At 74.5% G+C, this 18,421-nt stretch carries 18 protein-coding genes; 10 read left to right on the top strand and 8 right to left on the bottom strand.

The features are described from left to right. Positions 1-309: 309 nt before the first annotated feature. Complete coding sequence (locus tag KIK08_RS17410; RefSeq protein ID WP_214404221.1) at positions 310-2,283, bottom strand: alpha-1,4-glucan--maltose-1-phosphate maltosyltransferase; 1,974 nt, start codon at positions 2,281-2,283, stop codon at positions 310-312. A gap of 355 nt (positions 2,284-2,638) precedes the next feature. On the opposite strand from KIK08_RS17410, the gene glgP reads away from it, so the two are divergent. After that, complete coding sequence (glgP, locus tag KIK08_RS17405) at positions 2,639-5,209, top strand: alpha-glucan family phosphorylase (protein WP_214404220.1); 2,571 nt, start codon at positions 2,639-2,641, stop codon at positions 5,207-5,209. A gap of 191 nt (positions 5,210-5,400) precedes the next feature. Here glgP and KIK08_RS17400 read toward each other — a convergent pair whose 3' ends face one another. Both KIK08_RS17400 and glgX read right to left on the bottom strand, forming a co-directional pair. Then, on the bottom strand, positions 5,401-5,622 hold the full coding sequence (locus tag KIK08_RS17400) for an FmdB family zinc ribbon protein (RefSeq protein ID WP_214404219.1): 222 nt from the start codon (positions 5,620-5,622) through the stop codon (positions 5,401-5,403). A 4-nt stretch (positions 5,623-5,626) separates the two neighbouring features. After that, positions 5,627-7,669 (bottom strand): glycogen debranching protein GlgX, encoded by a 2,043-nt coding sequence (glgX, locus tag KIK08_RS17395; protein WP_308257691.1) that lies wholly within the window; start codon positions 7,667-7,669, stop codon positions 5,627-5,629. A 91-nt stretch (positions 7,670-7,760) separates the two neighbouring features. Here glgX and KIK08_RS17390 point away from each other — a divergent pair, with 91 nt between their 5' ends. Both KIK08_RS17390 and KIK08_RS17385 read left to right on the top strand, forming a co-directional pair. Then, positions 7,761-8,525, top strand: a complete 765-nt coding sequence (locus KIK08_RS17390; protein ID WP_214404232.1) for an ABC transporter ATP-binding protein — start codon at positions 7,761-7,763, stop codon at positions 8,523-8,525. 1 nt (position 8,526) lies between these two features. Continuing rightward, a complete protein-coding gene (locus KIK08_RS17385) occupies positions 8,527-8,988 on the top strand; it encodes a DinB family protein (protein WP_214404217.1) in 462 nt (153 codons plus the stop codon). A 1-nt stretch (position 8,989) separates the two neighbouring features. Here the strand turns inward: KIK08_RS17385 and KIK08_RS17380 are convergent, their stop codons facing one another. Further along, positions 8,990-9,634 carry a TetR/AcrR family transcriptional regulator gene (locus KIK08_RS17380; RefSeq protein ID WP_214404216.1) on the bottom strand — a complete coding sequence of 215 codons (645 nt, stop codon included), beginning with the start codon at positions 9,632-9,634 and terminating at the stop codon, positions 8,990-8,992. 110 nt (positions 9,635-9,744) lie between these two features. Between KIK08_RS17380 and KIK08_RS17375 the strand changes: the two genes are divergently transcribed. Further along, positions 9,745-10,161 (top strand): DUF6069 family protein, encoded by a 417-nt coding sequence (locus KIK08_RS17375; protein WP_214404215.1) that lies wholly within the window; start codon positions 9,745-9,747, stop codon positions 10,159-10,161. 51 nt (positions 10,162-10,212) lie between these two features. Further along, a complete protein-coding gene (locus KIK08_RS17370) occupies positions 10,213-10,992 on the top strand; it encodes an enoyl-CoA hydratase/isomerase family protein (protein WP_214404214.1) in 780 nt (259 codons plus the stop codon). 5 nt (positions 10,993-10,997) lie between these two features. Here the strand turns inward: KIK08_RS17370 and KIK08_RS17365 are convergent, their stop codons facing one another. After that, positions 10,998-11,762, bottom strand: a complete 765-nt coding sequence (locus KIK08_RS17365) for an SAM-dependent methyltransferase (protein ID WP_214404213.1) — start codon at positions 11,760-11,762, stop codon at positions 10,998-11,000. A gap of 63 nt (positions 11,763-11,825) precedes the next feature. Between KIK08_RS17365 and KIK08_RS17360 the strand changes: the two genes are divergently transcribed. The 4 genes from KIK08_RS17360 to KIK08_RS17345 all read left to right on the top strand — a co-directional run bounded on the left by KIK08_RS17360 (position 11,826) and on the right by KIK08_RS17345 (position 15,395). Further along, positions 11,826-12,782 carry a class I SAM-dependent methyltransferase gene (locus KIK08_RS17360; protein WP_214404212.1) on the top strand — a complete coding sequence of 319 codons (957 nt, stop codon included), beginning with the start codon at positions 11,826-11,828 and terminating at the stop codon, positions 12,780-12,782. Between the two features lie 66 nt (positions 12,783-12,848). Continuing rightward, complete coding sequence (gene macS, locus KIK08_RS17355) at positions 12,849-14,045, top strand: MacS family sensor histidine kinase (RefSeq protein WP_308257690.1); 1,197 nt, start codon at positions 12,849-12,851, stop codon at positions 14,043-14,045. Next, positions 14,017-14,694 (top strand): response regulator, encoded by a 678-nt coding sequence (locus KIK08_RS17350; protein ID WP_214404211.1) that lies wholly within the window; start codon positions 14,017-14,019, stop codon positions 14,692-14,694. Before macS ends, KIK08_RS17350 begins: the two co-directional genes overlap by 29 nt. Before the next feature lie 74 nt (positions 14,695-14,768). Continuing rightward, entirely contained in the window at positions 14,769-15,395 is a 627-nt protein-coding gene (locus KIK08_RS17345) for a response regulator transcription factor (protein WP_214404210.1), read from the top strand. On the opposite strand, the gene KIK08_RS17340 is transcribed toward KIK08_RS17345, so the two are convergent. Both KIK08_RS17340 and KIK08_RS17335 read right to left on the bottom strand, forming a co-directional pair. Then, on the bottom strand, positions 15,392-16,057 hold the full coding sequence (locus KIK08_RS17340) for a response regulator (RefSeq protein ID WP_214404209.1): 666 nt from the start codon (positions 16,055-16,057) through the stop codon (positions 15,392-15,394). The two genes, KIK08_RS17345 and KIK08_RS17340, sit on opposite strands and share 4 nt — an antisense overlap. Next, positions 16,054-17,220: a sensor histidine kinase gene (locus KIK08_RS17335; RefSeq protein WP_214404208.1), complete on the bottom strand. Its 1,167-nt coding sequence runs from the start codon at positions 17,218-17,220 to the stop codon at positions 16,054-16,056. The genes KIK08_RS17340 and KIK08_RS17335 overlap by 4 nt, the downstream gene beginning before the upstream one ends. Positions 17,221-17,374: 154 nt before the next feature. Here KIK08_RS17335 and KIK08_RS17330 point away from each other — a divergent pair, with 154 nt between their 5' ends. Next, positions 17,375-17,770: a hypothetical protein gene (locus tag KIK08_RS17330; protein WP_214404207.1), complete on the top strand. Its 396-nt coding sequence runs from the start codon at positions 17,375-17,377 to the stop codon at positions 17,768-17,770. A 1-nt stretch (position 17,771) separates the two neighbouring features. On the opposite strand, the gene KIK08_RS17325 is transcribed toward KIK08_RS17330, so the two are convergent. Then, positions 17,772-18,421: nucleoside hydrolase (locus tag KIK08_RS17325; protein ID WP_214404206.1), on the bottom strand; the 650-nt coding region annotated here is incomplete at its 5' end.

Raw genomic sequence — 18,421 nt, 5'->3', positions numbered from 1 at the left:
CGTGCCGGTCCCGCCGGCCGGGGCGGGTCCCGACCGCGCGGCGGGCTCCGACCGCAGGCGAAAGCGTAGCTCTGATTCCGCGGTTCCGGCGGTCGAGAGCGGAGATGGCCGTCGGCGTCGGTGACACCGCGACAAGATCGTTCCCACGGTCGGGTCACGGCGCGTCACGGACAGCTGACGGTGCAATTGCAGCAGGCCAACGCGCCGCGAGCGGGCAGCCGTCGAGAACGACGTTGTCGTGATCAACCAGCGCGGATGATCACGACAACGTCGTTCTCGACGGAGGGGGACGGTCAGTGACGGGGACGGTCAGTGGCGCTCGACGCGGAAGATGTGCGCCACGTGGTTCCAGGGCTCCAGCCGCACGAAGTTGAACTGGCCCCAGTCGTAGGACTCGCCGGTCACCTCGTCGTGCACGGTGATCCGGTCGGCCCAGTCGACGCCGAGCGCCGGCATGTCCAGCGCGGTGGTGCCCTGCTGGGCGTTCCACGAGTCCAGCGTGCACACCACCAGCACCGTGTCGCCCGTCGCCGGGTCGGTGCGCGAGTAGGCGATGATCTGGTCGTTGTCGACCTGGTGGAAGCGGATGTGGCGCAGCTGCTGCAGCGCCGGGTGGGCGCGGCGGATCTCGTTGAGCCGGGTGATGTAGGGCTCCAGCGAGTCGCCCCTGGCCGCGGCGGCCTCGAAGTCGCGCGGGCGCAGCTCGTACTTCTCCGAGTTCAGGTACTCCTCGGAGCCGGGGCGCACGGCCTCGCCCTCGTACAGCTCGAAGCCCGAGTACACGCCCCACGTCGGCGCCATCGTCGCGGCCAGCGTGGCCCGGATGGCGAACATTCCGCGCCCGCCGGTCTGCAGCGACTCGTGCAGGATGTCCGGGGTGTTGACGAACAGGTTCGGCCTGGCCTCGTCGGCGCGCTCGGCGTGCATGAGCGCGAACTCGGTCAGCTCCTCCTTCGACGTGCGCCACGTGAAGTAGGAGTACGACTGGGTGAAGCCCAGCCGGGCCAGCCCGAACAGCCGAGCGGGGCGGGTGAACGCCTCGGCCAGGAACAGCACGTCCGGGTAACGGGCCTTGACCTGCCAGATCAGCCAGTGCCAGAAGTTCGGCGGCTTGGTGTGCGGGTTGTCGACCCGGAAGATCCGCACGCCGTGCTCGACCCAGTGCAGCACCACCCGCAGCGACTCGGCGTAGATGCCGGCCGGGTCGTTGTCGAAGTTGATCGGGTAGATGTCCTGGTACTTCTTGGGCGGGTTCTCGGCGTAGGCGATGGTGCCGTCCGGGCGCACGGTGAACCACTCCGGGTGGGCCTCGACCCACGGGTGGTCGGGGGCGCACTGCAGGGCGAAGTCGAGCGCGATCTCCATGCCCAGATCGCGCGCGCGCTCGACGAAGGCGTCGAAGTCCTCGAGGGTGCCCAGCTCGGGGTCGATGGCGTCGTGCCCGCCCTCGGCCGAGCCGATCGCCCACGGCGAGCCGACGTCGCCCGGACCGGCGTTGACCGAGTTGTTGCGGCCCTTGCGGTGCTTCGTGCCGACAGGGTGGATCGGCGGGAGGTAGACCACGTCGAAGCCCATCGCGGCGACGCGGTCGAGCTGCTTGCCGGCGGTGACGAAGCTGCCGTGGATGGGGCGGCCGGTCTCGTCGCGGCCACCGGTCGAGCGGGGGAAGAACTCGTACCAGGAGCCGAACAGGGCGCGCTCGCGGTCGACGTAGACCTGCTGCGGGCGCCCGCGCGTGATCAGCTCGCGGACCGGGCGCTCGGTCATGATCGTCTGGACGGCCGGGAACAGCGCCGGGGCGACCCGGTTGCGCAGCGGCAGTGCCGTGTCGCGCAGCGCGTTCGCGGCGCCGAAGAGCAGGTCGCGGTGGGGACGCTCGCCGGGCCTGCGGCCCACCCGCTGCAGCAGCCTGGCCCCCACCTCCAGGTCGTTGGCCAGCTCGGCGGCGCTCTGGCCGGCGTCGAGCTTCACCGTCACCGTGTGCCGCCACGTGGACCAGGGATCGCTCCAGGCGTCCACGCGGAACGTCCACAGCCCCGGTTCGTCGGCCACCACGACGGCCTCGAAAGTGTCAGTCCCCACGCCGGTCGGCTCCATCCGCACGTGGTGTGCGGGGCCGCGATCGCCGACCCGCTTCCACACCACGTTCGCCGCGACGGCGTCGTGCCCCTCGCGCCACACCGTGGCGCCGATCGGGATCACCTCGCCGACGACGGCCTTGCTCGGATGGCGTCCGCCACCGGCCGTGGGGGTCACGTCGTCGATCCCGATCCGACCCGTCATGGGCCCACCCCCAACCCGCACACACCCGTCACCGAATCCACAACCTATCTACCCACCGCGTACCCGTTCTGAACGGGTCGCCGCAGTTCACCCAATGGTCACCGAATTCCCCCGGACGTCATCGGGGCCGCCCCGACGGCCGAACGGCGGCCCCCGCGGGCGGCCGTCCGCGGCGTCCCCCGGGAGATCAACTGCGGGGCTGGTGGGGGCGTCGTGGATCACCCCGTCGGGGCGCCGCGGCCCGCGTCGTGACCGACCTACGGGGATGCGGGGGTGGCCGGGCGCACCGACGGCACCCGGGCGCGCCCGCCCGGCTCCGAACCGATCACGAAGCCCCTTCATTAAGGTCTGCGGGGTGAGAGCGCTTCGCCGGTTCACCGTACGAGCCCAGCTGCCCGCCCCGCTGGCTCCGCTCCAGACCCTCGCCACCAACCTGCGGTGGAGCTGGCATCCGCCCACCCAGGACCTGTTCGCGGGTCTCGACCACGACGCCTGGGAGCGCGCCGGCCACGACCCGGTCCGGCTGCTCGGCGAGATCTCGACGTCCCGGCTCACCGAGCTGGCCAAGGACGCCGACACCGTCGTCACCGTGCGCGAACTCGCCGACGAGCTGGAGTCCTACCTGGCCGAGCCGCGCTGGTACCAGATCGAGCGCGAGGAGGACCCGACGCTGCCCGCCGCCGTCGGCTACTTCTCGATGGAGTTCGGCGTCAGCGAGGTCCTGCCCAACTACTCCGGCGGCCTCGGCGTGCTGGCCGGCGACCACCTCAAGGCCGCCTCCGACCTGGGCGTCCCGCTGATCGGCGTGGGCCTGCTCTACCGGTCGGGCTACTTCCGCCAGTCGCTGTCGCTGGACGGCTGGCAGCTCGAGCACTACCCGGTGCTCGACCCGCAGGGCCTGCCGCTGCAGCAGCTCGCCGACGCCGACGGCGACCCCGTGCTCGTCGAGGTCGTGATGCCCGGCGGCCGGGCCCTCAAGGCCCGGGTCTGGCAGGCGAGCGTCGGGCGCGTGCCGCTGCTGCTGCTCGACTCCGACATCGAGGAGAACGAGCCCGACCTGCGCGGTGTCACCGACCGGCTCTACGGCGGCGACCAGGACCAGCGCATCCGCCAGGAGATCCTGGTCGGCATCGGCGGCGTGCGGGCCGTGCGGGCGTTCTGCGCCGTCACCGGCCACCCCACCCCCGAGGTCTTCCACACCAACGAGGGCCACGCCGGCTACCTGGGCCTGGAGCGGATCCGCGAGCTGCAGGCCGACGACGGGCTCTCGTTCGACGAGGCCGTGGCCGCCGTCCGCGCCGGCACCGTGTTCACCACCCACACCCCGGTCCCCGCCGGGATCGACCGGTTCCCCGTCGAGATGGTGCGCCACTACTTCTCCGCGGGCGCCACCGACGGCGCCGCGGCGCGCACCGACTCGGCGCTGCTGCCCGGCGTCCCGCTCGACCGGATCCTCGCGCTGGGCGCCGAGGAGAGCCAGGGCATGTTCAACATGGCCCACATGGGGCTGCGGCTCGCCCAGCGCGCCAACGGCGTGTCCCGGCTGCACGGCCAGGTCTCCCGGGAGATGTTCGGCCGGCTGTGGTCGGGCTTCGACGCCGAGGAGGTGCCGATCGGCTCGGTCACCAACGGCGTGCACGGCCACACCTGGGAGGCCCGCGAGGTCACCGCTCTCATCGGCGGCCCGGACGACGAGACCGCCGCGGCCGCGGTGTCCGACGAGTCGCTGTGGGCGCTGCGCAGCACCCTGCGCGCCCGGCTCGTCACCGAGGTCCGCAGGCGCGTGCGCGAGGCCTGGCTGCAGCGCGGCGCCTCCACCCCCGAGCTGAGCTGGACCGACCACGTCTTCGACCCGGACGTGCTCACCGTCGGCTTCGCCCGGCGCGTCCCGACCTACAAGCGGCTGACCCTGATGCTGCGCGACAAGGACCGCCTGCGCGACCTCCTGCTCGACCCCAACCGGCCCGTCCAGCTGGTCGTGGCGGGCAAGAGCCACCCCGCAGACGACGGCGGCAAGGCGCTCATCCAGGAGATCGTCCAGTTCGCCGACGACCCCGCCGTCCGGCACCGGATCGTGTTCCTGCCCGACTACGACATGTCCATGGCCCGCTACCTCTACTGGGGCTGCGACGTCTGGCTGAACAACCCGCTGCGCCCGCTGGAGGCCTGCGGCACGTCGGGCATGAAGTCCGCGCTGAACGGCGGGCTGAACCTCTCCATCCGCGACGGCTGGTGGGACGAGCTCTACGACGGCGCCAACGGCTGGGCCATCCCCACCGCCGACGGCATCGAGGACCCCGTCAAGCGCGACGACCTCGAAGCCAACGCCCTCTACGAGCTCATCGCCACCCAGGTCGCCCCCGCGTTCTACGACCGCGCCGACGGCATCCCCACCCGCTGGGTCGAACTGGTCCGCCACACCCTGACCACGCTGCGCCCCCAGGTCCAGGCCACCCGGATGGTCCACGAGTACGTCGAGGACTGGTACGCGCCCGCCTCCCGCGCCGCCGACCGCGTCATCGCCGACTCCTTCGCCCCCGCCCGCGAACTGGCCGCCTACCGCGGCCGGCTGGACAAGGCCTGGCCGCACGTCCAGGTCATCGGCGTCGACGCGTCCGGCCTCCCGGACACCCCCGAGGTCGGGGCCCCGATGACGGTGCGCGCCGCGGTCGAGCTCGGCGGGCTCGCCCCCGAGGACGTGACGGTGCAGGCGGTCGTCGGGCGCGTCGGGGACACCGACGACCTCGCCGACACGGTGACCGTCGCGATGGAGCACGTGGGGCCGGCGGAGGGGCGGGGCGACCGGTTCGAGTCGGTCGTGAAGCTGCCGCATGCGGGGTTGACGGGGTACACGGTGCGGGTTCTCCCGGCGCACCCGCTGCTGGCTTCTTCGGCTGAGCTGGGGAAGGTCGTGCTGGCGGGCTGACGAAGACCATGGCGACTCTGCGAAGTCGCCTGGTGGTGTGCGCGCGGGCGCCCTGCGGGGCGTTCGGGCCACGTCGCAGGGTTTCTGTACCCAGCGCAGGGTCCCGGGGGTCTGCGACGGGTAGGCAAAGTCTGCGACGTGGGTTGTCAGGGCCCAGGAGCCGGAGGCTCCTCACAGCGTCGCGGGAAGGCTCAGCCGCAGCCGCAGGCCCCACCGCAGCACCCGCCACCCCCGCCGCCGACCGGCGCCGCCGACCGCGATCCGGCCAGTCCGCCGACCGCGACCGTCGTGAGCAGCTTCACCGTGTCCGCGTGCCCGGCCGGGCACGGCGCGGGGGAGCCCGCCTCGCTCATCGGGCGGGTCACCTCGAAGGTGTCGGCGCACTCACGGCAGCGGAAGTCGTAACGGGGCACCGGGTCAGGATAGGTGCTGGTCGGGGGCGGCGTCACGGCCCTCCTGCCAGCGCAGCAGCAGCAACGAGCGGGCGGGGAGGGTGATGGTGGTGCCGCCGGGGACGGGACGGGTGGTCGGGGGGCAGCCGTCGTCGCGGGTGCTGTCGAGCTGCGGGACGTACCAGCCGCCGGGCGGGAGGGTGGCGGGGATGGCGTCGCGGCCGGCGTGCAGGAGCAGCAGCCACTCCTCGCGCATCAGGCCGAGGCTGTGCAGGCCGCCGTCGTGCCAGTCGTGGCCGCGGATGCGGCGGCCGGCGGGGTGCCACCACAGGACCTCGCCGTCGCGGTAGAAGCGGTCGCGCTGCAGGGCGCGCGAGCCGCGCCGCAGCGCCGTCACCCGCGCCGTGAACGCGGCCATGGAGGCCTGCTCGGGGCCGGGGGTCCAGTCGACCCAGGACGTCTCGTCGTCGAGGCAGTAGGCGTTGTTGTTGCCGCGCTGGGTGCGCCACCACTCGTCGCCGCCGAGGAGCATCGGCGTCCCGGTCGACAGCATCAGGGTGGCGAGCATCGCCCTGGCCGCGGCCAGGCGTCGGGCCCGGATCACCGGCGAGCTCGTCTCGCCCTCGACGCCGAAGTTGACCGAGCGGTTGTCGTTGGTGCCGTCGCGGTTGTCCTCGCCGTTGGCCTCGTTGTGCTTGCGCTCGTAGGAGACCAGGTCGCGCAGGGTGAAGCCGTCGTGGGCGGTGACGAAGTTGACCGACGCCCACGGCCTGCGCCCGCCGGGCTTGTAGAGGTCCGAGCTGCCGGTCAGCCGGGAGGCGACCTCGGCGATGCCGCCGTGGCCGCGCCAGAAGTCGCGCACCGCGTCGCGGTAGCGGCCGTTCCACTCCGACCAGGCCACGCCGAACCCGCCGACCCGGTAGCCCTCGCCGGTCGCGTCCCACGGCTCGGCGATCAGCTTGACCCGGCTGAGGACCGGGTCCAGCGCGATCGCGGTGAGCAGCGGGGCGTTCGGGTCGAACGGGCCCGACCGCGGCCGGCCCAGCACGCTGGCCAGGTCGATGCGGAAGCCGTCGACGCCGAGGACGGTCACCCAGTGGCGCATGGCGTCGCAGACGAGCCGGATCACGGTCGGGGAGCCCGCGTCGAGGGTGTTGCCGGTGCCGGTGATGTCGGCGTCGTGCCCGGCGCCACCCAGCGAGTAGTACGCCGGGGCGTCGAGGCCGCGGTAGCAGAGGGTGGTGCCGCCCACCCCGCCCTCGGCGGTGTGGTTCGGCACGAAGTCGACGATCACCTCGATGCCCGCGGCGTGCAGCGCGGACACCATCGCGGTGAACTCCTCGATCTCGCGGCCAGGTGCCGTCGCGTAGTCGGGCTCGGGGGCGAGGAAGCCCAGCGTGGCGTAGCCCCAGTAGTTGCGCCGACCGCGTTCCAGCAGCGGGGGTTCCTCGGCGATCGCGGCCACCGGGAGCAGCTCGACGGCCGTCACCCCGGTCCGCTGCAGGTGCGCGATGACCGCCGGGTGGGCCAGGCCCAGGTAGGTGCCGCGGTGCTCGGGCGGCACCTCGGGGTGGCGCATCGTGTAGCCGCGCACGTGCAGCTCGGAGATGACGGTCTCCGACCACGGCACCTCCGGGCGCTCGCCGGTGAACGGCGTGTCCGGCTCGCCGACGACGGAGAGCGGCACCTTGCCCAGCGAGTCGACGTCGCTCAACGTGCCGGCCATCGGGTCGTGCACCCAGCCGCGGGCCGCGGTGAGGTCCGTCACACGGCCCAGCACTCGCCGTGTGTAGGGGTCCAGCAGGATCTTCGCCGGGTTGGCCCGGACCCCGTCCCACGGCCGGTACGGCCCGTGCACCCGGTAGCCGTAGCGCTGACCCGGCCGAACGCCGGCGATGTGGCCGTGCCAGACGCCGAAGGTGTGCTCGGTCAGCTCCACCCGCCGCTCCGACAGTAGGTCGTCCGGACCATCCACAAGGCACACTTCGACGGCGTCCGCGCTGGTGGAGGCCACAGCGAAGCGGACGCCGTCATCTTCGGCATGGGCACCCAACGGGAAGACCGGCACGATCGGCCAGGATAGGGAAGTGGCCGCGTCCGTAACGCCCCCCGAGGCGTCCGCCGTCGAACGCTCCGATCTCGACGACCTCGTCATCAAGATGGACAACGTCAGCGTGCGGCGCGGGGATACGGTCCTCGTGCAGAACGTCGACTGGTCGGTCGAGCTCGACGAGCGGTGGGTGGTGCTCGGGCCCAACGGGGCCGGCAAGACCACCCTGCTCAAGCTGGCCGCCGCCGAGATCCACCCCACCGAGGGCCGGGTCGACGTGCTCGGCGAACGGCTCGGCCGGGTGAACGTCTTCGAGCTGCGCACCCGCATCGGGCTCACCTCCGCGGCGCTCGGCATCCGGGTGCCCGAGCAGGAGAACGTGCGCGACGTCGTGCTCAGCGCCGGCTACGGCGTGCTGGGCCGGTGGCGGGAGCGCTACGAACGCCTCGACACGGCCCGCGCGGAGTCGCTGCTGGGCGCGCTGGGCATCCGCCACCTCGCCCACCGCACGTTCGGCACGCTGTCCGAGGGCGAGCGCAAGCGGGCGCTGATCGCCCGGGCCCTGATGACCGACCCCGAGCTGCTGCTGTTCGACGAGCCCGCCGCCGGGCTCGACCTCGGCGGCCGCGAGGACCTGGTGGGACGGCTCGCCGTGCTCGCCGCCGACCCGGACGCGCCGGCGTCGGTGCTGGTCACCCACCACGTCGAGGAGATCCCGGTGGGCTACACGCACGGGCTGCTGCTGCGCGAGGGCCGCGTCGTCGCCTCCGGGCTGCTCGACGACGTGCTCACCGACGAGAACCTGAGCGCCACCTTCGGCCTCCCGCTGGGCGTGCAGCGCCGCCGTGGCCGCTACACCGCCTGGCTGCGCTGACGTGAAGGACGAGCGGGCCGCGGTGCTGCACTTCCTGGCCGCTCAGCGGCGCTCGGCGCTGGCGGTCCTGGACGGGCTGTCGGAGACCGACGCCGGGCGCAGCGTGGTGCCCAGCGGGTGGACGCCGCTGTCCATGGCCGAACACCTCGGCGGCGTCGAACGGCACTGGTTCGGCTACGCGCTCGGCGGCGGCGCGACGTGGACCCGGGCGGTGCCCGGCGAGCCGCGGACGCTGGACGAGGCCGTGCGGGCCTACCGGGCGGAGATCGAGCGGTCCGACCGGCTGCTGGCCGGCTTCGCGCTCGACGACCCGATCACCGCGGTGCCCGACGAGCTGCCCGGGGAGATCCACACCGTGCGCGACGTGCTGCTGCACGTGATCGAGGAGGTGGCCCGCCACTGCGGGCACCTCGACATCGCCCGCGAGCTGCTCGACGGGCGGACGGGGCTGGGGCCGCGCTAGTTCACGCCCCCGGGCGCGGGGCGAGCCGTTCGACCGTCGACATGGGCGGGGCCGCGCCGGGCAGCGGCGGCCCGCCGCGGGCGCGGAAGCCCTCCAGGACCACGGCCAGGGCCCGCCGCCACAGCTCCGGGTCGACCGGCCCGGCCCGGTCGACGATCTCGGTGACCATGATCTCGGCCACGGCGACGTCCCCGACGCCGATCTCGGGGCGCAGCTGGCCGCTGGCGTGCGCCCGCTCGACCAGTTCGACGACCGCCGCGGCCATCCGCCGGCGGGCGCGCAGGGCCAGTCCGCGGCCCTGGCCGTGGCCCATGAGCCCGCGCAGCCCCGGGTCGCCCGCCTGGTGCTCGAGAGTGGCCGTGACGAACTCGCGCAGGCCCTCCCACGGGTCGGCGCGCCCGCGGGCCCGCTCGGCCGCCGTGACGAGGTCCTCGACGCGCTCGGCGAGCAGCTCGTCGAACAGCTCCTGCTTGTCGGGGAAGCGCCGGTAGACCGTGCCGACCCCGAGGTCGGCGGCGCGGGCGATGTCGTCGTGGCTGACGTCGAGGCCGCGCTCGGCGACGAGCGCGCGGGCGGCGTCGAGGATGCGCCGCCGGTTGCGCTCGGCGTCGCGGCGCAGGGGGCGCGGGGTCCCGGGGGTGGCCACGCGCCCGACCGTACCGCCGAAACGGAGAACGTTCTCAGCTTCCGCTCGATACGGTCCACGCAGAAGCGGAGAAGCCTCTCAACTTCCCCTCGCGACCGGAGGACACACCCATGACCAGCACCACCGCCACCCGGCCGGTCCCCACCGCCGCCCGGGTCGGGCTCGGCCTGCTCGCCGCGACCGCCGTCGCCGTGCTCGGCAACGCGCTCGTCTCCCTGCTGGTCCTGGCCGTGGGTCCGGGAGGGGTGGAGAAGGGCCTGCGGCCGGTCGAGTACGTGACGCTGACCATCGCGGGGGTGCTCATCGGCACCGTCGGGTGGGCGCTCGTCCGCCGCTTCGCCCCGAACCCGCGCGCGGTGCTGCGGGTGCTCGTCCCGGTCGTGGTCGTGCTCTCCTTCGGCGCCGACCTCGCGCTGCTGGCCGGTGGCACGGGCCTGCTGAACGCCGTCGGCCTGATGGTGATGCACGTCGTCGTGGCCGCCGCGACGGTGCCCACGCTCGCCCGGGTCCTCCCGCTCCCGCGCTGAACCGCTCGGCGGTCCGCGACCAGCACCGGAGATCGGGTTAGGGTCCCGGGCGTGACCGAATTCGTGAGGCTCGAGGTCGAGGGCGGGGTCGGCACCATCCGGCTCGACCGGCCGCCGATGAACGCGTTCAGCCGGCAGGTCCAGGAGGAGCTCAAGGCCGCCGCCGAGGAGGCCGCCCGCCGCGCCGACGTCCGGTCGGTGATCGTCTACGGCGGCGAGAAGGTGTTCGCCGCCGGTGCGGACGTCAAGGAGATGGCGGGCATGTCCTACGCGGACATGGCCCCGGTGGCGCGCAGGCTGTCGGCCTGCTTCGGCGCGCTGTCGGAGATCCCGAAGCCGACGGTCGCGGCGATCACCGGCTACGCGCTCGGCGGCGGCATGGAGGTCGCGCTGGGCTGCGACCGGCGGGTCGCCGGCGACAACGCCAAGCTGGGCCAGCCGGAGATCCTGCTCGGGATCATCCCCGGCGGCGGTGGCACGCAGCGGCTGAGCCGGCTGGTGGGGCCGTCGCGGGCCAAGGACCTGATCTTCACCGGGCGGATGGTCGGGGCCCGGGAGGCGCTGGAGATCGGCCTGGTCGACGAGGTCGTCGCCCCCGACGAGGTCTACGCGGCCGCGCGCCGGTGGGCGGAGAAGTTCGCGAACGGGCCGGCGGTGGCGCTGGCCGCGGCCAAGAAGGCCATCGACGGCGGGCTGGACGTGGACCTGCGCACCGGGCTCGACCTGGAGGCGGAGGTGTTCGCGGCGCTGTTCGCCACCGACGACCGCCGCATCGGCATGGACTCGTTCGTCGCCAACGGGCCCGGCAAGGCCGAGTTCACCGGCCGCTAGCGCGGCTACACCGCGAGCAGGCCCAGGTACGCCAGGCCCAGGACGCCGCGGTAGCCGCCGAAGTAGCCCGCCCGTTGCCGCGCGGCCCGGGCGCGGACCTCGTCCGCGTCCGGGTGGTCGGGCGCGTGCGCGGCCAACCAGCGCGCGTACCGGGCGCTGAAGCCGGACTCGAACTCGTCCCACTCGTCGAGGCTCGCCTCGTGCACCGCCAGCGGGGCGAAGCCGTGCGCGGTCGCGAGGTCGACGAGCCCGGCCAGCGGCAGGAACTCGTCGAGCCGCCCGGCCAGCGGGGCGGCGGCGGCCTCGGTGGGCGGGCGCGACCAGATGCCCTCCCCGTAGAGGACCCGCCCGCCGCGCGGCACCGCGTCGCGCAGGGCGGTGAGCGCGGCGGCGTAGTCCAGGGGCTCGGCGTCGGACACCGGCGCCCCCCACACCTGACTGGCGCCGATGCAGATGACGGCGTCGACCGGCTCGTCGAGCGGGGTCGAGGCGTCGGCGCACCGCAGGTCGACGCGCTCGGCCAGGCCGCGCCGCTCGGCGAGCACGCGCCCGTGGGCGATCGCCGCGGCGTCGGTGTCGATGCCGATCCCGCGCGCGTCGGGGGCGGCGACGAGCACCCGCAGCAGCAGTTCGGCCCAGCCGCAGCCGATGTCGGCGACGGTGCCGCGCAGGTCGTGGGCCAGGAACCCGACCAGCCGGGCCGCGCGCTCCGGCGACAGCGGGGCCATGAACGTGAGGTCGTCGTGCGGCGGCGGCAGGTCGATCGGCACGGCCTCGAAACCTGGCCGATGACCGCGGGGTCGGCAACCGGTTACTCATTAGGGTCCTCCCCCATGAGCACGGACCCGGCCCCGCGCCCGCACGCCACGGCCGAGGAGGTGGCGGCCGCCCGGCACGACCGCAAGCTGGCCAACGTCCTGTACCACGACTGGGAGGCCGACTCCTACGACGACAAGTGGTCCATCTCCTACGACGAGCGCTGCATCAGCTACGCGACCGGGCGTTTCCGGCATGCCGCCGGGGACGCCGACTGGCCCTACGACCACGTCCTGGAGCTGGGCTGCGGCACCGGGTTCTTCCTGCTGAACCTGATGCAGGCGGGCCTGGCGGCGAAGGGCTCGGTGACCGACCTGTCGCCGGGGATGGTGCGGGCCGCGCTGCGCAACGCCGAGGGCCTCGGCCTGGACGTCGACGGCCGGGTGGCCGACGCCGAGCGCCTGCCCTACGACGACGCCACGTTCGACTGCGTCGTCGGGCACGCCGTGCTGCACCACATCCCCGACCTCGACACGGCGTTCCGCGAGGTGCTGCGGGTGCTCAAGCCGGGTGGGCGGTTCGTGTTCGCGGGCGAGCCCACCCGGATCGGCGACCGCTACGCCCGCACGCTCGGCGCCTGGACGTGGAAGGCGGCCACCACGGTGACGAAGCTGCCGCCGCTACGGGGCTGGCGGCGGCCCCGGGAGGAGCTCGACGAGTCGTCGCGGGCGGCGGCGCTGGAGGCCGTCGTCGACGTCCACACGTTCGACCCCGCCGAGCTGGAGCGCATCGCCCGCGCCGCCGGGGCGCCCGACGCCCGCGTCGTCACCGAGGAGTTCAGCGCGGCGATGCTGGGGTGGCCGGTGCGCACGTTCGAGGCCGCGGTGCCGCCGGGAAAGCTGGGCCTGCGGTGGGCGATGTTCGCCTATCGCAGCTGGTTGGGGCTGTCCTGGGTGGACCGAACGGTGCTGTCGCGGGTGGTCCCGCGCGAGTGGTTCTACAACGCCGTGATCACCGGGACGCGCCCGGCGTGACGGGTTCGCGTCAACCGGCGTAGTCCTACCGATCCACGGCGCGGTCCGACCAGCCACTATGGGGGCGTGAGCGCACCGACCACCGCCTCCGTCCCCGGCATGCCGTCCGCCGTCGACATGCAGCGGCCCGTCGAACCGCTGTGGCGGGGCATGCTCGTCTACCGCACCCTCACGCTGATCAGCGTGGCCGCCGTGCTGGTGTGGCGCCTGCAGGAGTTCGCATCGCCCCCCGGCGCGGTGGCCGTGCTGGTGGCGATGGCGGGCTGGACCCTGCTCACCGGCATCTGGTACATCACCGGCCGCCCCGAACGGCGCCTCGTCGCCCTCGCCGACGTGCTGGTCACGGTGGCCGTGATGGCCACGACGCCGCTGGTCCAGTCGCCCCAGCAGCTGGCCGCCGACGCCCCGGTGATGGGCTCGATCTGGACCTCCGGCGCCGTGCTGGCGTGCGCGCTGGCGTTCGGGGTGCGCGGTGGCGCGCTGTCGGCCGTCGTGGTGTCGGCGGCGCTGGTGGCCTTCCAGGCCCGGATGGAGACCGAGCTGGGCGACATCCAGCTGATGATCCTGGCCGGGCTCACGATCGGCTACGCGGCGACCATCCTGCGCCGCTCCGGCGAGCGGCTGCGCGAGGCGATCACGGCCGAGGCGGCCATGGCCGAGCGCGACCGGCTCGCCCGCGAGGTGCACGACGGCGTCCTGCAGGTCCTGGGCTACGTCAAGCGGCGCGGCACCGAGGTCGGCGGGGTGGCCGGCGAGCTGGGCCGGCTGGCCGGCGAGCAGGAGTTCACCCTGCGCACGCTGCTGACCACCGGGCCGGTGATGACCGACGCCCACGGCCGGCGCGACCTGGCCGCCGCGCTGCGCATGCTGAGCACCTCGCGGATCAGCGTGTCCACCCCGGCGACCAAGGTGGAGCTGCCGGCCAGGGTGGTCGACGAGCTCGTCGGCGTGGTCGGCGCGGCGCTGGCGAACGTGGCCCTGCACGTCGGGCCGGCCGCCCCGGCCTGGGTGCTGCTGGAGGACCTCGGCCACGGCGTGGAGATCAGCGTCCGCGACGAGGGCCCCGGCATCCCGCCCGGCCGGCTGGAGGCCGCGGCCTCCGAGGGCCGCCTCGGGGTGGCCAAGTCCATGCGCGGCAGGGTGCTGGACCTGGGTGGCACGATCTCCTGCGACACCGCGCCCGGGCGCGGCACGGACTGGGTCATCAGGGTTCCACGGGCGGGAGTGGCACGGAATGAGCGAACAGTCGTCCAGCGGCGCTGACGCGATCACCGTGATGGTCGTCGACGACCATCCGATGTGGCGCGAGGGAGTGGCGCGCGACCTCGCCGAACGAGGGCTGGACGTGGTGGCCACCGCGCCGGACGCCGACGCCGCGGTGCGGATCGCGCAGGCCGTGCGCCCGCGCGTCGTGCTCATGGACCTCAACCTGGGCGCCCGCTCCGGCGTGCACGCCACCGAGGCCATCCTGGACAAGCTGCCCGACACGAAGGTGCTGGTGCTCTCGGCCAGCGGCGAGCACGCCGACGTGCTGCAGGCGGTCAAGGCAGGCGCCACCGGCTACCTGGTCAAGTCGGCCAGCGTGCAGGAGCTGATCGACGCCGTGCGCCGCACGGCCGAGGGCTACCCGGTGTTCACCCCCGGCCTGGCCGGGCTGGTGCTGGGCGAGTACCGCAGGCTCGCCGACGAGCCCGTCGGGCCGGCCGGCGCCGCCCCGGTGCTCACCGAGCGGGAGACCGACGTGCTGCGGCTGGTGGCCAAGGGCCTGACGGCCAAGCAGATCGGGGAGCGGCTGGTCGTCTCGCACCGCACCGTCGAGAGCCACGTGCAGAACACCCTGCGCAAGCTGCAGCTGCACAACCGGGCCCAGCTGGTGCGCTACGCCATCGAGCAGGGCCTGGCCGACGACTAGGGCGACCGCCACTGTCCACGGCTGAACGGGTGAGGGTCGTGTCCCGGGCCGGGCGACTTGGCAGTATCGCCGGTATGGGGGACTGCCGTCTGCTGCTGGTCGCCGGGGCGTCCGACGGCGCCGCCGGTGGCGCCGTCGCCGCGCTGACGTCCGCCGGCCTGGAGCCAGAGCGCCGGGCCACGACACCGGACGAGGCGGCCGCGGCCGTCGTCGCCGACCCGCCCGACCTGGTCGTCGTCGCGCTGGCGGCCGGGCCGGCCGCGGTGGCCGCGGTGGTGGAGGCCGGACCGGAGGTGCCGGTGCTGGTGCTGGTCGGGCAGGTCGAGCCGGACGCCGAGCGGCACGCCGCGGTGCTGGCCGCGGTCGGGGCGGGCGCCACCAGCGTCGTGCTGGAGCCCGGCGAGCTGGCCGACGCGGCGCTGCGCACGGTGGCGGGCGCGGCGGTGTTCAGCCCCGGGCTGGCCGAGCTGGTGCTGCAGTCGGTCAGCTCGCCCGACGCCGACGCGGCCGCCCGGCTCACCGACCGCGAGTCCGACGTCCTGCGCCTCATCGTCGACGGCCTGACCGCCAAGCAGATCGCCGCCCGACTGGTGCTCTCGCAGCGCACGGTGGAGAACCACGTCCAGAACATGCTGCGCAAGCTCCGCCTGACCGGGCGCGCCGCACTTGTCCGCTACGCCATCGAGAACGGTCTGGCCTAGTCCGCGCGCCCGGGCTGCACCAGCCCCGACTCGTAGGCGATCACGACCAGCCGCGAGCGGTCGCGGGCGCCGAGCTTGGCCAGCAGCCTGCTGACGTAGGTCCGCGCGGTGGCCGGGCTCAGGTGCAGGCTCGCGCCGATCTCGGCGTTGGACTCGCCGAGCCCGACCCGGCGCAGCACGTCGCGCTCCCGCCCGGTGAGCCCGTCGAGCAGGTCGGGCCGGGGGGAGCGGTGCAGCCGGGCGGCCAGCTCGGCCATGATCCGCCCGGTGATCGCCGGGTCCAGCAGGGAGTCGCCCGCGGCGACGGTGCGCAGGGCCCGGCGCAGGTCGACGGGCGCGATGTCCTTGAGCAGGTAGCCGGCCGCGCCGGCGCGGACCGCGCGCCGGATGTCCTCGTCGTCGTCGAAGGTCGTCAGCACCACGACGCGCACGCCGGCCAGCGCCGGGTCGGCGACGATCGCGGCGGTGGCGTCGAGCCCGTCCATGACGGGCATGCGGATGTCCATCAGCACCACGTCGGGCCGGAACTGGCGCACGACGCCGAGCCCGGCGCGCCCGTCGGCGGCCTCCGCGACGACGCTGATGTCGCCCTCGTGCTCGGCGAGCATCCGCAGTCCGGCGCGCACGACCTCCTGGTCGTCGACCAGCACGACCCGGATCACCGGGTCACCCCGACCGGGATGCGCGCGTGCACGGCGAAGCCGGGGCCCGAGCGGGTGCGCAGGACGCCGCCGAGCAGCCGCACCCGCTCGCCCATGCCCGTCAGCCCGTGCCCGGCGCCCGCCGCCGCGGCGCCGCGGCCGTCGTCGGCGACGGTCAGGTGCAACTCGTCGCCGCGCAGCCGGGCGCGCACGCGCGCCCGCCGTGCGCCGGAGTGGCGGACCACGTTGGTGAGGGCCTCCTGCAGCACCCGGTACGCGGCGGCGTCGACGGGCGGGGGCAGCGCGGCCGGGTCGACGTCGACCAGGGCGGTCACCTCGATCCCGGCCTCCCGGACGGGGGCGACGAGGTCGGGCAGCGCGGCCAGGGACAGCACCGACGGGCCGGTCGCGGGCTCCGGCCCGGCCGCGGCGCGCAGCACGCGGACCATCGACCGCACGTCGCGCAGGGTCCGGCCGGCGGCCTCGCGGATCTGCTCGACCGACGCCGTGGCCTTCGGGTGCCCCGGGCCGATCGCCTCCGCCGCCGCCGCGGCGTGCAGCGAGATCACCGCCATCGTGTGCCCGACGGTGTCGTGCAGGTCGCGCGAGATGCGCTCGCGCTCGCGCCGCATCCGCGCCTCGGCCTCCCGCTCGACGGCCTGCGCGGTCAGCCGGGCGATCTCGGCCTGCTGGGCGGCCTGGATCCGGCGCCCGCGCAGGCTGTAGCCCAGCGCGGTGGCCGCGGCGATCAGCGCGACGTTCGACACCGCCTCGTAGCCCAGCAGCAGCCCGACCGGCGTGCCCTCCTCGAGCCGGAACACGATCGAGACGGCCAGCGCGACCGCCCCGGCCCCGAGCGCCCAGCCGGCCCGACCGGCGTCGGCCGCGGAGAACAACGCGGCCGCCACCGGCAGCGCGACGCCGATCGGCGGGTACTCGAACGTGTAGTACGCGAACATCGCCAGCACGGTCAGGCAGAGCACGGCGCGCGGGGCGCGCCGCCGCCACGGCACGAGCGCGCCGAAACCGAGCGCGAACAGGTAGGCGACGACGTCGGGCGGCCGGTCGCCGCCCTGGTCGGCGGCGATGATCAGCGCGATGGCCATGGCGACGGCCGCGCCGAACAGCGCGTCGACGACCAGCGGCGGCACCCGGTCGCCGTCGGTCGTCGCAGCAGCACCCATGCGACGAGGCTAAAGGGGACGGCCGAGTGCCGACACCGACCTGGCGCAGCGACCGGTGTCGCTCCCGGACGTACGCCGCGCTCGTGGCGACGCGATCGACGTCGAGAGCGTCGACCGATCCGCCGGGCGCCCGGCCGCTCCTAGCGTCGTCGGCATGGAGACGCTCAGGGAGCTGCACTGGCCGCTCGTGCTCGGGCTGGGGGCGCTCGCGCTGGTGCGGCCGCTCGTCCGGATCGTCGGCGGGCAGGCCGGGATCGACGAGCCGCCTGCGGTCGCCGTCGCCGTCACGCTGGCGATATCGCTGGTCTGGATCGCCGTGGTCGGGCTGACCAGGGTCGCCCACCCGCTGCTGACCCTTGTCATGGTCGGCCTCACCTACGCCGTGCTGTCGATGCTGCTCGCCGCCGTGCTGTCGCCGCTGCTCACCGGGCGGGCACAGGGGCCGCTGGCCACCCCGGTCGCGATCGTGCCCGTCCTGCTGACGAACGCGGTGTGGGGCGCAGCGGCCGGGCTCCTCGCGCTGGTGCTGCGCCGGCTGCGCTCGGGATGAGTCAGCCCAGCGTGCGCAGCCGGGCCAGGATCTCGCCCAGCACGGCCGGCGGGTCGACGTCGGTCGCCACCTCGACGACCGCCCCGTCGCCCGGCGGGCCGGCCACGGTGGCGCCGCGGGCCGGGCCCAGGTCGCAGGCCACGTCGATGTGCAGCGGCGTGGTGGTGAGGGTGCCGGGCGCCATCGCCTCCAGCACGGCCACGGCGTCGTGCACGGCCACCGCGTCGCGGTCGTAGCGGGCCCGGAACGCCGCCCGGTAGTGCCCGATCACCTCGTGGAGCTCGTGCCCGCGCCGGCCCGCCGCGGCGAGCTCGGCCAACCACGGCGGCTCGGCCGGGCAGCGCAGGGTGATGTCGAGCGGGACCACCGTCACCGCCACCTCGGTCTGGGTGAGCACGCGGTGCGCGGCCTCGGGGTCGCAGTGCACGTTGAACTCCGCCACGCCCGAGGTGTTGCCCGCGCCGAGCGCGCCGCCCATCACCACGATCCGCGCGATCCGGTCGGCGAGCTCGGGGTGCACGGCCAGCAGCAGGGCCACGTTCGTCAGCGGCCCGATCGCGGCGATCGTGACCGGCTCGTCGGCGGCGCGCAGCACGTCCGCGGCCAGCCCGACGGCACCGCGCGGGTCGGGCCGCCGGCCGGGCGCGGGCA

It is taken from the genome of Pseudonocardia lacus (assembly GCF_018531445.1).
Classification (GTDB): Bacteria; Actinomycetota; Actinomycetes; order Mycobacteriales; family Pseudonocardiaceae; genus Pseudonocardia; species Pseudonocardia lacus.
This window is presented reverse-complemented; position numbering and strand designations above follow the sequence as displayed.